The 12,826-nt window shown below is 71.4% G+C and carries 14 protein-coding genes; 8 read left to right on the forward strand and 6 right to left on the reverse strand.

Annotated elements, in window-relative coordinates; translation table 11 throughout:
• Positions 1-5: 5 nt before the first annotated feature.
• The 8 genes from mftD (at position 6) to AB0I82_RS13195 (ending at position 8,078) form a co-directional block, all read left to right on the forward strand.
• Complete coding sequence (gene mftD, locus AB0I82_RS13160) at positions 6-1,175, forward strand: pre-mycofactocin synthase MftD (RefSeq protein ID WP_363257298.1); 1,170 nt, start codon at positions 6-8, stop codon at positions 1,173-1,175.
• Positions 1,176-1,185: 10 nt separating this feature from the next.
• Entirely contained in the window at positions 1,186-1,917 is a 732-nt protein-coding gene (gene mftE / locus AB0I82_RS13165) for a mycofactocin biosynthesis peptidyl-dipeptidase MftE (protein WP_363257299.1), read from the forward strand.
• Positions 1,914-2,699, forward strand: a complete 786-nt coding sequence (locus tag AB0I82_RS13170) for a mycofactocin-coupled SDR family oxidoreductase (RefSeq protein WP_363257300.1) — start codon at positions 1,914-1,916, stop codon at positions 2,697-2,699. Before mftE ends, AB0I82_RS13170 begins: the two co-directional genes overlap by 4 nt.
• Complete coding sequence (gene mftF, locus AB0I82_RS13175; protein ID WP_363257301.1) at positions 2,696-4,195, forward strand: mycofactocin biosynthesis glycosyltransferase MftF; 1,500 nt, start codon at positions 2,696-2,698, stop codon at positions 4,193-4,195. Before AB0I82_RS13170 ends, mftF begins: the two co-directional genes overlap by 4 nt.
• A complete protein-coding gene (gene acs / locus AB0I82_RS13180; RefSeq protein ID WP_363257302.1) occupies positions 4,192-6,126 on the forward strand; it encodes an acetate--CoA ligase in 1,935 nt (644 codons plus the stop codon). The genes mftF and acs overlap by 4 nt, the downstream gene beginning before the upstream one ends.
• 42 nt (positions 6,127-6,168) lie before the next feature.
• Positions 6,169-6,771 (forward strand): adenylate kinase, encoded by a 603-nt coding sequence (locus AB0I82_RS13185; RefSeq protein WP_363257303.1) that lies wholly within the window; start codon positions 6,169-6,171, stop codon positions 6,769-6,771.
• A 151-nt stretch (positions 6,772-6,922) separates the two neighbouring features.
• Positions 6,923-7,375, forward strand: a complete 453-nt coding sequence (locus tag AB0I82_RS13190; RefSeq protein ID WP_363257304.1) for an ATP-binding protein — start codon at positions 6,923-6,925, stop codon at positions 7,373-7,375.
• A gap of 268 nt (positions 7,376-7,643) precedes the next feature.
• A complete protein-coding gene (locus AB0I82_RS13195; RefSeq protein WP_363257305.1) occupies positions 7,644-8,078 on the forward strand; it encodes an ATP-binding protein in 435 nt (144 codons plus the stop codon).
• On the opposite strand, the gene AB0I82_RS13200 is transcribed toward AB0I82_RS13195, so the two are convergent.
• The 6 genes from AB0I82_RS13200 to AB0I82_RS13225 form a co-directional block, all read right to left on the reverse strand.
• Positions 8,014-9,321: a PP2C family protein-serine/threonine phosphatase gene (locus AB0I82_RS13200; RefSeq protein WP_363257306.1), complete on the reverse strand. Its 1,308-nt coding sequence runs from the start codon at positions 9,319-9,321 to the stop codon at positions 8,014-8,016. The genes AB0I82_RS13195 and AB0I82_RS13200 overlap by 65 nt on opposite strands.
• Complete coding sequence (locus tag AB0I82_RS13205) at positions 9,318-10,343, reverse strand: SpoIIE family protein phosphatase (protein WP_363257307.1); 1,026 nt, start codon at positions 10,341-10,343, stop codon at positions 9,318-9,320. The genes AB0I82_RS13200 and AB0I82_RS13205 overlap by 4 nt, the downstream gene beginning before the upstream one ends.
• Positions 10,328-10,708, reverse strand: coding sequence for an ATP-binding protein (locus tag AB0I82_RS13210; RefSeq protein WP_363257729.1), 381 nt, complete (start codon positions 10,706-10,708; stop codon positions 10,328-10,330). Before AB0I82_RS13210 ends, AB0I82_RS13205 begins: the two co-directional genes overlap by 16 nt.
• A 76-nt stretch (positions 10,709-10,784) precedes the next feature.
• On the reverse strand, positions 10,785-11,195 hold the full coding sequence (locus AB0I82_RS13215) for an STAS domain-containing protein (protein WP_363257308.1): 411 nt from the start codon (positions 11,193-11,195) through the stop codon (positions 10,785-10,787).
• A complete protein-coding gene (locus AB0I82_RS13220; RefSeq protein WP_363257309.1) occupies positions 11,192-12,070 on the reverse strand; it encodes an STAS domain-containing protein in 879 nt (292 codons plus the stop codon). The genes AB0I82_RS13215 and AB0I82_RS13220 overlap by 4 nt, the downstream gene beginning before the upstream one ends.
• A gap of 198 nt (positions 12,071-12,268) precedes the next feature.
• A complete protein-coding gene (locus AB0I82_RS13225) occupies positions 12,269-12,775 on the reverse strand; it encodes a MarR family transcriptional regulator (RefSeq protein WP_363257310.1) in 507 nt (168 codons plus the stop codon).
• Positions 12,776-12,826: the final 51 nt, after the last annotated feature.

Below are 12,826 nucleotides of genomic sequence, written 5' to 3' on the forward strand. Positions count from 1 at the left end.
GAGTCATGAGCGGTTGGTTCGAGACGGTGACGGAGGCCCAGCGCAGGGCCCAGCGGCGGCTGCCGAAATCCGTCTACAGCGCATTGCTCGCCGGTTCCGAGAAGGGTGTCTCCTACGACGACAACACCGCGGCCTTCGCGCAGCTCGGCTTCGCCCCGCACGTGGCCGGGCTGTCGGCCAAGCGCGAGATGGCGACGACGGTCATGGGGCAGGAGATATCGCTGCCGGTGATCATCTCCCCGACGGGCGTACAGGCCGTACACCCCGACGGGGAGGTGGCCGTGGCCCGCGCGGCGGCGGCCCGCGGCACGGCGATGGGCCTGAGCTCCTTCGCCAGCAAGCCGCTGGCGGATGTGGTCGCGGCCAACCCGCAGACGTTCTTCCAGGTGTACTGGATGGGCACCCGGGACGTCATGCGCCGACGGTTGGAGCGGGCACGCGCGGCCGGGGCCAAGGGGCTGATCGTCACCCTCGACTGGTCCTTCTCGCACGGCCGGGACTGGGGCAGCCCCAAGATCCCCGAGCGGCTGGACCTCAAGGCGATGCTCCGCTTCGCCCCCGAGACACTGGCCCGTCCGCGCTGGCTGCTCGACTTCCTCAAGAGCCGCAGCATTCCCGACCTGACAGCGCCGAACATCGCCGAGCCGGGCGGCCCCGCACCGACGTTCTTCGGGGCCTACGGCGAGTGGATGCAGACGCCGCCCCCGTCGTGGGAGGACGTGGCCTGGCTGCGCGCGCAGTGGGACGGCCCGTTCCTCCTCAAGGGGATCTGCCGCGTCGACGACGCCAAGCGGGCGGTGGACGCGGGCGTGACCGCGATCTCCGTGTCCAACCACGGCGGCAACAACCTGGACGCCACTCCGGCACCGATCCGCGTCCTGCCGTCCATCGCCGAGGCCGTGGGCGACCGGGTCGAGATTCTGCTCGACGGTGGAATCCGCCGCGGCAGCGACGTGGTCAAGGCGGTCGCGCTCGGCGCGCGGGCGGTGATGATCGGACGCGCGTACCTGTGGGGCCTCGCCGCGGGCGGCCAGAGCGGGGTGGAGAACGTACTCGATGTCCTGCGCGGTGGCATCGACTCGGCGCTGCTCGGGCTGGGGCACTCCAGCATCCATGACCTGACGGCCGACGACGTGGTGATCCCGCGGGGGTTCACCCGCGCGCTGGGCGTCTGAGGCCCGTCCGATGACCACCCGACTCGCGGACCTGACCTGGCCGGACCTGGAGCGCCGCCGTCCTCTCGTACTGCTGCCCTTCGGGTCCCTTGAACAGCACGGCCCGCATCTCCCCCTGGACACCGACGCCGAGGTAGCCACGGCGGTCGCCCACCGGGCCGCCGCCCGGCTGCCCGGCGAGCTGGACGTGGTGATCGCACCCGTACTGCCCTACGGGGCCAGCGGCGAGCACGAGGGTTTCGCCGGCACGGTGTCCATCGGACATGTCGCGCTGCGGATGCTGGTCACCGAGATCGGCCGTTCGATGCTGCGCTGGGCGGGCCGCCTGCTGGTGGTCAACGGACACGGCGGCAATCTGACGAGCCTGGCCGACGCGGTGACCGGGTTGCGCGGCGAGAGCCGGGACGTGGCCTGGTGGCCGTGCGTCCCGCGCGGCTCCGACGCGCACGCCGGCCGCACCGAGACGTCGATGATGCTGCGGCTGCGGCCCGAGGCCGTGCGCGGGGAGCGGGCCGTCGCCGGGCCGACCGAGCCGATCCACCTGCTGATGGAGCGGCTGGTGCGCGACTCGGTGCGCGGCGTCAGCCCGTCCGGCGTGCTCGGCGACCCCGGAGGGGCCAGTACGGGCGAAGGGGAGCGGCTGCTGGACGGGATGGCCGCCCGGCTCGCCGGGGACATCCGCCGCTGGCAGGTCATGGACCCCGGCCGGCTCGGCAACGCATCGCGGGGAGCCACCCGATGACCGGCCGCCGGGTCGCCGTTGTGACCGGCGCCGCCCGGGGCATCGGGGCCGCGACCGTGACACGCCTGGCCGAGGACGGCTGGGCGGTGGTCGCGGTGGACCGCTGCGCGGACGACCCCGAGGTCCCGTACCCACTGGCCCACCCCGACCAACTGACCGTACTGGCAAAGGACTTCCCCCTCGTGCGGGCCGTCCACGCGGACGTACGGGACGCCGCCGCGCTGCGGGCCGCCGTGCAGCTCGCCGAAACCGAGTTCGGCGGGCTGGACGCGGCCGTGGCCGGCGCGGCCGTGCTGCTCGGCGGCGGCCCGGTGTGGGAGCACTCCGACGCGCACTGGCGGACCCTGCTGGACGTGGATGTGCTGGGCGTCGCGCATCTCGCCCGTGCCGCCGTCCCCGCCCTGCTCCGCCGACCGCAGCCACGCACCGGCCGCTTCGTCGCGCTCGCCTCGGCCGCCGCACACCGAGGGTTGTGGGGCCTGGGCTCGTACTGCGCGGCCAAACACGCCGTACTCGGGCTGGTCCGGTCCCTCGCCTGCGATCTGCAGGGCACCGGCGTGAACGCACTCGCCGTGTCGCCGGGCTCCACCCGCACGGACATGCTGCGGGCCACCGCCGACCTGTACGGCCTCACCGATGCGCAGGAACTGGCCGAACACCAGCTGCTGCAACGGCTGTTGGAACCCGAGGAGGTCGCCTCGGTCGTCGCCTTCGCGTGCTCGGAAGCGGCCGCCGCGGTCACCGGAACCGTGCTGCACGCCGATGGGGGGTTCGCCGGATGACCATCGTTCCCGTCCTTACGCCGCCCCCTGGTACCGGACTGCCGTACGGCTTCGGCGTCGCCCTCGACGCGCAAGTGCACCGGTCCCGCGACGGCCGCCTGCTGCTCGGCGGCTCCCCGCCGCGCCTGCTGCGCCTGAGCGCCGCGGCGGCCCGGCTGCTGGCCGACGGCCATTTCACCGTCACCGACCGGGCGAGTGCGACGCTCGCCCGGCGGCTGCTGGACGCGGGCGCCGCGCAGCCACGCCCGCCCGAGCGGGCGCCCGGCCGGGCCACGGTCGTCGTCCCCGTACGGGACCGGGCCGATCAGCTGCACCGGCTGCTGGCCGGGCTGCGCGCGGACCCGCAGACCGCGGACCTGCCGGTACTGGTGGTGGACGACGGCTCCCGGGACCCGGCCGCGGTGGCCGATGCGGCCCGCACGCACGGCGCCCGGCTGCTCGTCCACCCGCACAACCGCGGCCCCGCGGCGGCCCGCAACACCGGGCTGCGGCACGCCCGTACTCCCTACGTGGCGTTCTGCGACTCCGATGTGCTGCCCGAGGCGGGGTGGCTCGCGCCGCTGCTGGCGCAGTTCGCCGACCCCGCGGTGGCGCTCGCCGCGCCCCGCGTCGTCGCACTGCCGGCGCCCCGCCCCGGCCGCCTGGACCGGTACGAGGAGGTCCGCTCCCCGCTGGACATGGGTGCGCGCGAGGGCCCGATCGTCCCACTGTCCGCACTCGCGTACGTGCCCAGCGCCGCCATCGTGGTCCGCAGAGCCGCCGTCGGAGCCGGCTTCGCGCCCACGATGCGGGTCGCCGAGGACGTGGACCTCTGCCACCGTCTGCACGCCGCCGGCTGGCGGCTGCGCTATGTACCGCAGTCCCGGGTGGGGCACCAGCACCGCACCGACCTGCGCAGCTGGCTCGCCCAGCGCGCCGGGTACGGCACCGGCGCCGCGGATCTGGCGTTGCGGCACCCCGGGCAGGTGCCGCCGCTGTACAGCCATCCCTGGTCGCTGGCCGCCTGCGCGCTGCTGCTGCGCGGCGGGCCGGTCCCGACCGCTGCGGCGGCGGCGCTGACCGCGGCATCGGCGGTACGCCTGGTGCGGCGGATGCCCGATGCGGACGCGCCGGTCCGCGCGGGGACGCTGCTCTCGCTCTCCGCGCTGCGCGGCACCGCGGAACAACTGCTGCGCTGCGCCACCCGGCATCACTGGCCGCTCGCCGCGGCCGCCGCGGCGTGCAGCAGCCGTGCCCGCTACGTACTGCTCGCCGCCGCCGTCGCCGAAGGGCTTGCCGACCACCGGCGGTCCGGCGCGGCGCTGGACCCGCTCACGTACACGGCGATCCGGCGGCTGGACGATCTCGCGTACGGGTGGGGGGTGTGGCAGGGCGCCTGGCGCCGCCGCACCACGGCACCGCTGGTACCACGCCGCGCCCGGTCGCGACGCGCCTCGCCCACTCCCGCTCCCCCTCTCACCCACTCCCACCCTCACCCACCGGAGGCCTCCGCATGACCCGGCGAACGGACCGACACACTGCTGCCGAGGACCTGGTCCCGGCGCCCGCCCAGGCAGCCGACGACCGGGACGGTTTCTGGGCGGAGCAGGCCGCCCGGCTGGACTGGGACACCCCGTGGACGCAGGTGCTGGACTGGTCGGACGCACCGTTCGCGCGGTGGTTCGCGGGCGGCCGGCTGAACGTGGCGTACAACTGCGTGGACCGCCATGTCGAGGACGGCCACGGCGAGCAGGTCGCCTTCCACTGGGAGGGCGAGCCGGGCGACACCCGGACCATCACCTACGCCGACCTGCAACGGGAGGTGTCCAGGACCGCCAACGCACTGCTCTCCCTCGGCCTGACCACCGGCGACCGGGTCGCCATCCAGCTGCCGATGATCCCCGAAGCGGTGTTCGCGATGCTGGCCTGCGCCCGGCTGGGGCTGCCGCACAGCGTCGTCTTCGGCGGCTTCTCCCCCGCCGCGCTGCAGTCCCGGATCGCGGACGCCGAGGCAAAGCTGCTGATCACCTCGGACGGCCAGTACCGCAGGGGCCAGGCGGTGGCCATGAAGGACGGCACCGACGAGGCCGTGCAGGACGCGCCGAGCATCGAGCACGTCCTGGTCGTCCGCCGTACGGGCTCGGCGGTGGCCTGGACCGAGGGCCGGGACCTGTGGTGGCACGACCTGGTCGACGCCCAGCCCGATACACACCACCCCGAGCCGTTCGACGCCGAGCACCCGCTCTTCATCCTCTACACCTCCGGCACCACCGGAAAGCCCAAGGGCATCCTGCACACCTCCGGCGGCTATCTCACCCAGGCCGCGTACACCCACCACGCGGCCTTCGACCACCGGGCCGGGCAGGACGTGTACTGGTGCACCGCCGACATCGGCTGGATCACCGGACACTCGTACATCGTCTACGGGCCGCTGGCCAACCGCGCCACCTCCGTCATGTACGAAGGCACGCCCAACACCCCGCACGAGGGACGCCACTTCGAGATCATCCAGAAGTACGGCGTCTCGCTCTACTACACCGCGCCCACCCTCATCCGCACCTTCATGAAGTGGGGCGAGGACATCCCCGCGCGCTACGACCTGTCCTCGTTGCGCGTGCTCGGCAGCGTCGGTGAGCCGATCAACCCGCAGGCATGGCTGTGGTACCGGGAGCACATCGGCGGCAACCGCACGCCGGTCGTCGACACCTGGTGGCAGACCGAGACCGGCGCCATCATGATCGCCCCACTGCCCGGCAACGGCACTACTCCCAAGCCCGGTTCTGCGCAGACCCCGCTCCCCGGCATCTCCGCCAAGGTCGTCGACGACCAGGGCATCGAGGTCGGCAAGGGCGAGTCCGGCTATCTGGTACTGGACCGCCCCTGGCCGTCCATGCTGCGCGGCGTCTGGGGGGACACGGAGCGCTTCCGCGAGACGTACTGGTCCCGCTTCGCCCAGCAGGGTTACTACTTCGCCGGTGACGGCGCGCGGTACGACGAGGACGGCGACATCTGGCTGCTGGGCCGGGTCGACGACGTCATGAACGTCTCCGGGCACCGGATCTCCACCGCCGAGGTGGAATCGGCACTGGTCTCCCACCCCGACGTGGCCGAGGCCGCGGTCGTCGGCGCGACGGACGCCACTACAGGACAGGCCATCGTCGCATTCGTCATCCTGCGCGGCAGCGCCCCCGGCACCGAGGACACGGCCGGGGAGACGATCGCCGCGCTGCGGAATCACGTGGCGCAGGAGATCGGCCCGATCGCCAAGCCCCGGCAGGTCATGGTTGTGCCGGAACTGCCCAAGACCCGCTCGGGCAAGATCATGCGCCGACTGCTGCGGGACGTGGCGGAGGGCCGCGAGATCGGGGACGCCACCACACTCGCCGACGCCTCCGTCATGCACCTGATCAACAACAACCTCGGCGACCGCACCCCGAAGAGCGGCTGACTCCCCTCCCCTCCCGCAGCAACCAGAAAGGCACTCCCCCAGATGCGACTCGTCCTCATCGGCCCGCCGGGCGCGGGCAAGGGCACCCAGGCAGCCATCCTCGGCACCGCCCTGGGCATCCCCCACGTCTCGACCGGCGACCTGTTCCGGGAACACGTCGGCGGCCGGACCCCGCTCGGCCGCCGGGCCGCGGAGTATCTGGACGCGGGCGCCCTGGTCCCCGACGACGTGACCAACGCGATGGTCCGGGAGCGGCTGGCGGCCCCCGACACCGGCCAGGGCTTCCTGCTCGACGGCTTCCCGCGGACGACGGCGCAGGCCGATGTCCTGGCGGAGCTCCTCGCCGCCGACGGGCACCGGCTCGACGCCGTGGTGGAATTCGACGTACCGGAGGACGTGGTGATCGAGCGGCTGCTGAACCGCGGCCGTACGGACGACACGGCACAGGTCATCCGACACCGTCAGCAGATCTACCGCAGCCAGACCGCACCACTGCTCAGCTACTACGAGGAGCTCCTCCTCACCATCCGCGCCACCGGACCGGTGGAGGACATCGCCGAGCAGGCCCTCGACGCCCTCTACGCCGTACGAGAACGCCGCGAGGCGTGGTCCACCGCACGGTCCACCGCACCACGGGCCACCTGACGGCCACCGACGGCCCGGCGTCGCCCCCTCCGAACGGAGGGGGCGGGTTCGCCCCCTCGCCCAGCTACGGATCGCCGAGCAGCTGCGTAGCGTCAGAGGTGACGTAACGACCAGGGGCGAAGCACCTCCCGACTCGACTCCGGAGCCCATCATGAGCACCACGACTCTCCGCGAGACGAAGCAACCGCCCGCCGCGCCCCGCACGGCACAGCGGCCGGCATCTCAGGCCATCCTGGCGCTCCCGGCAGAGATCCGCTGGGTCCCGGCAGCACGCCACTGCGTCGCGGCCGTCCTGGCCCAGTGGCGGTTCCCCGCCGCCGACCGCGAGGCCGCCGAACTCGTCGTCGACGAACTCACCGCGAACGCGGCTCAGCACGGCCGCCACGACATGACCGTCCACCTGTCCCTGCGCGCCGGAGTCCTGCGTATCTCCGTGACAGACTCCGGCGTCCCGACCGTGCCACGCCCCACCCGGGACAACGACCCCGACGAACACGGCAGAGGCCTCGCCATCGTCGAACTCCTGGCCCAAGAGGTACGAACGAGCCAGAGCCCTCTCGGCCGCCACGTCAGCGTCGTACTCCGCACGACCACGGAAATCTGAATGCCACCCAAGCACGCGCCGGTCAAAGCTGTGCCTCGATTTGCCGTCGGCATTCAGAGGAGCAAGATTACGACGTCTGGTACCCCAATCCGAGCCACCTATTCCGCCCAAACCCATAACCAGCCCACGAAAGCCAGGCCGCGGCGGAGAAGTGAAGAAGTGTGGCTCGTCAGGAATGGCGCGGCGCACTTTCGTGATTAGTCGCTCGGTTATGGGGCACGCTCCCCGGCCTGAAGGCATCGCAGACGACGTGAAACGAGGTGAGCTGATGAGCAGCACCATGGCTCCGCCGCCCCTCCCCGCACCGGCGGCGTTTCATGTGGCGCTGACCTGCCGAGCTGACGCAGTGGCGAAAGCGCGGGAACTCACCGTCACCTTCCTCAAAGGGCTGAGTCCGCCTTTGACGCAGGACACACTGGAAGAGGTGGTGCTGGTCGTTTCCGAACTCGTCACGAATGCGGTACGGCACGCCGGCAGTCCCACCTGCTCCCTCAGGCTCTCGGCCGACCCGGACGTCATCGCTGTCGCCGTCCGTGACGGGAGTCCCGTCCCGCCGCTGCCGCGCAATCCCGATGTGTGTGGAGAAGGCGGTGGATTCGGCTGGTCCATGGTGAGCCACCTGGCGACGTCCACATCAGTCACCGTGGAGCCGGGCGGCAAGACCGTGAATGCGGTACTGCCGCGACGAGCCGCTCCGGAGTGACCGTAGGTCCAGGCGGACGGCGGCGCACGGCAAGGGCAAGGGTGTCGTCGGAATGCAATATGACCGTGTGCATGTCGTCGGCGATGGCGCCGGGGATATCGCCGATGGGGCGGTGCATGTGCCGCAGGGCGCTCGTCACGAGGCGGGCCTCGCCCTCCCGGGGATCTCTGCGGCTCTCTGTCAGGCCGTCGGTGTAGAGAATGAGCAGGTCGCCCTCGTTGAGCTGCTCCTCCCGCACCGTCTCACTTCCGGGGAGCGGGTAGCCGACGCCCCGGCCGCGGGCTTCGAGGTACTGCGACGTACCGTCTTCGCGAAGCAGCAGAGCCGGCGGATGGCTGCCGTTGGCGAGTTGCAGTAAGCCGCTCGCGGGGTGGAGCCGGGCGAGCAGCACAGTGGCCATCAGCTCCGGGTCGAACGGGGCGAGGATTTCGTTGGTGCGCTCGACGATGGAATGCAGCGGGTGGCCTTCGAGGGCCAGGGTGCGTACGGCGTGGGTGACGTTCAGTGCGCTGCGGGTGCTGCGTACGCCGTGGCCGAGTGCGTCGACGACGGTGATGTGGACGGTGCCGTCGGGCAGCGAGAACCAGTCGTAGAGGTCGCCGCCGGTGGGGGCGGCCGTGCCGGCCGGCGCGTAGTGAACGGCGAATTCCAGTCCGTCGACAGTGATGGGTGAGGGGCGCAACGCGTCTTCGAGTTCGCGGAGCATCTGGCCGTGCGCGGTGCGCAGTTGCTCATCGCGCTCTTCGAGCTGGACGTACAGCGCGAGGACGCCACTGTTGGTTTCGGCGAGTTCGTGCTTGAGGCGGTGGTGTTCCGCGGTGAGCGCGTCCTCACGGGCGAGCGCGGCGCGGAGCTCGTCTTCCAGTGCGTCGATCTCGGTCGCTGACGTCTCCGCCGGGGTGATGGCGTTGTGGGGGACGTGCTTTGCGGGAAGAGGGACGCGCCAGACCGTGGCGCCGTCGGGCGCGGTCTGCGCGGGCAACGGCAGGCCGTTCGTGGGCAGTTGGTCGCAGACTCGTGACGTACGGAGGGCAACGGCCAGGAACTCGGCGGGCTGGTCCGCGCCGGGTTCCTGGGCGACCTCCAGAGTGACGGGACGGCCCGCCTCGATGTCGTGGTCCGCCAGCGTGAGCACGGACAGGACGAGGCGGGCTCGTGTCTCGATGGGCAGCTGGTGTGCCGCGCTGAGCCGTCGCACGGCGCGGCGGAGTGCCGGCAGTGTGTGAAAGGCGCGAGGTGTCACGGGAGTCTCTGTTGGGATGCGGCAACGAGCACGGTCGCGTCGTCGCGGGTGAGCCGGTGGGAGTGGGCAAGCGCTGCGGCAAGCAGCGGCGGCGGAAGCCGGAGGAGGTGCGGAGGCGGAGCGAGGGCCCATCGGTGGTCGATGCCGTCGGTGTGGAGTACGGCGGTCGATCCTTGCTCCCAGGGAATGCCTCGGACCTGCGGTGCCGGGATGTGCAGCCCGGCGATACCGGGCTGGCCGGTGAGCCGGTGGTGGACGCCGTGCGGGGTGAGGGCCAGCGCGCGGACATTGCCAATGCCGCAGTATTCGGCCCGGCCGGGATACAGCCGTAGCAGTCCGACGGCCCCGCCTCGGGTGCGGCGCAGGGCGCGGTGAATGGCGTTGAGGATCTCGGGGAGCGGGCGGTCCGGCGCGCGGTGGAAGGCCCGCAGTGCGCTCTGAGCGGCCTCGGCTGCGGCCGGTCCGTGGCCGAGGCCGTCGACGACGATCGCGGTCCGGGCGAGGTCGGTGTCGATGATGGCGCAGGCATCCCCGCTCGTCGGCTCTCCGTCGGCCGGCAGGCAGAGCGCACCGACGTCGTGGGCGTACGACGGTGGCTGCTCGGGTGCGGTGACACGGGCGCAGGCCAGCGTGCCGGTGGCTCCCTGGGTACGAATGAGGAAGTCGGTTGCTATGCGGCTGACCGCCCCGAGGCCCGCGCCGAGAGTGGCGGTGGTGCTGTAGCCGTCGGCGAGGCAGCGCTGAAGCTCGGGCATGCCCGGCCCGCGGTCCGCCGCGAGGATCTCCACCCCGCTGCCGAGCGGGAGGTGCTGGATGAACAGGGCGCCGTCGGTGGCGTGTTTGGCGATGTTGCTGCCCAGTTCCGATGCAACGACCGCGGCCTGGTCGGGCAGAGCTCCGGGCAGCGCGCATTGCTGGGCCAACGACCGGGCGATCTGGGCGGCCAGGTGGACGGCGCTGTAGTGGTCGATCCGAATGTGCTCGGTCGCCGACGTAAGAGCGCCGATCACCGGCTTGCCCACCGGGTGGCGATCACGGTCGTGCCGCCTCCTGGTGCGGTGAGCACCTCGAATTCGTCCATCAGCCGTCGTGCGCCACCGAGCCCGTGTCCGAGTCCCGCGCCCGTGGTGAAGCCATCGGTGAACGCGGCTGCGACATCGGCGATGCCCGGCCCGTCGTCCTTTATCGTCAGCCGCAGTCCTGCCACGCCCGGCCGGGTCGGGTACTCGATGGTGAAAGTACCGCCCCCGCCGTGGATATAGGCGTTGCGTGCCAGTTCACTGGCCGCGGTGACCACCCGCGTCTGGTCGACGATGCTGAAGCCGACGCGGAGTGTGGCCGCGCGTACGGCATGCCGGACGGTCAGCAGGTCCTCTTCCGTGCGCAGCGGGTGGACCGTGGCAGCCGTCGCGGAGCCGACACCGCGAGGTCCTTCGGCGGTGAAAACCGTAGTGGTATCGAGCTCACCGGTGCGTGTCACGCAACACCCCCTCGGGAGGCTGTGAGCTCTGGTGCCAGCCCAGTGCCGCCATGCCTTGTTCCGCGTTGAGCGCGGTTTCCACTCCGGACAGTTGGAGGCCCAGCTCGACCAGCGTGATGGCCACAGCGGGACGCATGCCTGCCACGATCACCCGGGCTCCCAGAAGCCGCGCCATGGTGGTGAGTTCCATCAGGGTGCGGGCAACGAACGAATCGATGATCTCCAACCGGGAGATGTCGATCAGGATGCCGCGCGCGCCGTCGGCGCTGATGCGCGCGGTGAGCTCGTCGGTGAAGGCCAGGACCGACTTGTCGTCGAGTTCGTTGAGCAGCCCGGTGACCAGGACATCGCCCAGACGCAGGATCGGCACGCCGGTGGAGGGCCCGCTGATCATCGCACCACCAGCGGGTCGGGCTGCGCCGAGGGGGCTTCGGTGAGCTTGACCGCGGCGGCCAGCGCATCGGCGAGGGTGGCCCGGGTGAGAATGGTCGACAGGTCGATGCCGAGCTGGGCGATGGTCTGCGCGATGGGGGGCCGGATGCCGCTGATGACACAGTCCGCGCCCATCAGCCGTACCGCATTGACGGTCTGCATCAGGTGCTGGGCGACCGCGGTGTCCACGGTGGGCACACCGGTGATGTCGACGATGGCGACCAGCGCCTCGTGCTCCTGTATGGCCTGCAGCAGGTTTTCCATCACCACCTGGGTACGCGCGGTGTCCAACGTGCCGATCAGAGGGACGGCCAGCACGTGACGCCACAGGCGCACCACGGGCGTGGACACCTCCAGCAGCTGCCGGCTCTGCCGCCGGATGATCTCCTCCCGCCCCTCCACGTACGTTTCGAAGGAGAGCGCACCCGCACCGTCCAGCAGCCGGTTGATGAGCAGCGCCGCGCTGAACAGCTCATCGCCGTCGCGGGTCTGTCGCTGTACCGCTTCGAGCAGCGCTTCCTTCAGGGCCAGTACGGCCAGGGACGTGGCGGTCGGCGTCGCGCCCACCCGGGCCCTGCGCAGGGAGAGCTCGGACACCTCCCGGTGCAGCTCACGGTGGGTTACCACCACGCGCTCCACCGGCACGCCACTGTCGAGCCCCACGACAAGTGCGCCGATCAGACCGTCGGCTTCCTCCCGCAGCTCCCGCTCGTTGACCCCCGTGCCCAAGGCTGCCTGCGCCAGCTGCAACTGCACCCAGCGGTCCGCGATGTCATCAGCTTCGGCACGCAGCGCACTGGTGACGCGCTCCCGTGCGGCGGCCTCGGTGGAACTCAACACACAGTCCTCTCAGGATCCGCGCCAGTGCACGGCGGTGCCTTGGCGAGCGACCGTCCGATGGGCAGCATTGATCGCCCCTCGCACTTCTGTTGTCGCCCGACAAATGTTAGCGAGCGCAGTCAACCACGGGAAGCTCCGAACTGCGTACCGGCGTACTGATCGGCGTACGGACCGGCGTACGGATCGACGTACCGCTCAGGCCGACCGCGCGGCACCGTTCCGCGGCACCTGATGACCCGTGGGCGAAACGGCGTCGACCGCCGCGCGAAAACTCGTCAGCCCTTCGGTCAGCGCCGCACACGCCTCCGGTGGCATCAGGCCGATGGCCGCCAGCAGCGCCTCCTCGCGGCGCGCGCGCAGGTCGTGGAGATAGGAGCTGCCCCGGTCGGTCAGCCACAGCTGCAGCTCCCGCCCACTGGACGGACTGGGGATCCGGTCGATGAAACCCAGCGCCTGGAGGCGGTCGCACAGCCGACTCACCGACGACGGTGCCGCGCCCAGAATCTCGCCGAGCGTGCGTAGATTGATGCCCTCGACGCGCTCCACGGCGTACAGAACACGCAACTGCGAAGCCGACACCGGGGCAGGGGACACGGCATCCCGACCCCGCTCCCACAGCACCTCCAGCAGCTCGATGACCTCGCGCGCCGCATACGCTGCGTCGTGAGATCGTCTGTCCGAGGCAGCGGGATTCTCATCCATCCGGTGACACTCCCCACCAGCACCCGTCAGGCCCCGGTGCCCGACAGATGA

The sequence above is a fragment of the Streptomyces sp. NPDC050315 genome (assembly GCF_040655775.1).
GTDB lineage: Bacteria > Actinomycetota > Actinomycetes > Streptomycetales > Streptomycetaceae > Streptomyces.

Coding starts and splice junctions, on each gene's coding strand:
- AB0I82_RS13215 (WP_363257308.1), bottom strand. CDS start 11,195: ATGATCAGCGGGCCCTCCACCGGCGTGCCGATCCTGCGTCTGGGCGAT.
- mftF (WP_363257301.1), top strand. CDS start 2,696: ATGACCATCGTTCCCGTCCTTACGCCGCCCCCTGGTACCGGACTGCCG.
- acs (WP_363257302.1), top strand. CDS start 4,192: ATGACCCGGCGAACGGACCGACACACTGCTGCCGAGGACCTGGTCCCG.
- AB0I82_RS13185 (WP_363257303.1), top strand. CDS start 6,169: ATGCGACTCGTCCTCATCGGCCCGCCGGGCGCGGGCAAGGGCACCCAG.
- AB0I82_RS13225 (WP_363257310.1), bottom strand. CDS start 12,775: ATGGATGAGAATCCCGCTGCCTCGGACAGACGATCTCACGACGCAGCG.
- AB0I82_RS13170 (WP_363257300.1), top strand. CDS start 1,914: ATGACCGGCCGCCGGGTCGCCGTTGTGACCGGCGCCGCCCGGGGCATC.
- mftD (WP_363257298.1), top strand. CDS start 6: ATGAGCGGTTGGTTCGAGACGGTGACGGAGGCCCAGCGCAGGGCCCAG.
- mftE (WP_363257299.1), top strand. CDS start 1,186: ATGACCACCCGACTCGCGGACCTGACCTGGCCGGACCTGGAGCGCCGC.
- AB0I82_RS13190 (WP_363257304.1), top strand. CDS start 6,923: ATGAGCACCACGACTCTCCGCGAGACGAAGCAACCGCCCGCCGCGCCC.
- AB0I82_RS13195 (WP_363257305.1), top strand. CDS start 7,644: ATGAGCAGCACCATGGCTCCGCCGCCCCTCCCCGCACCGGCGGCGTTT.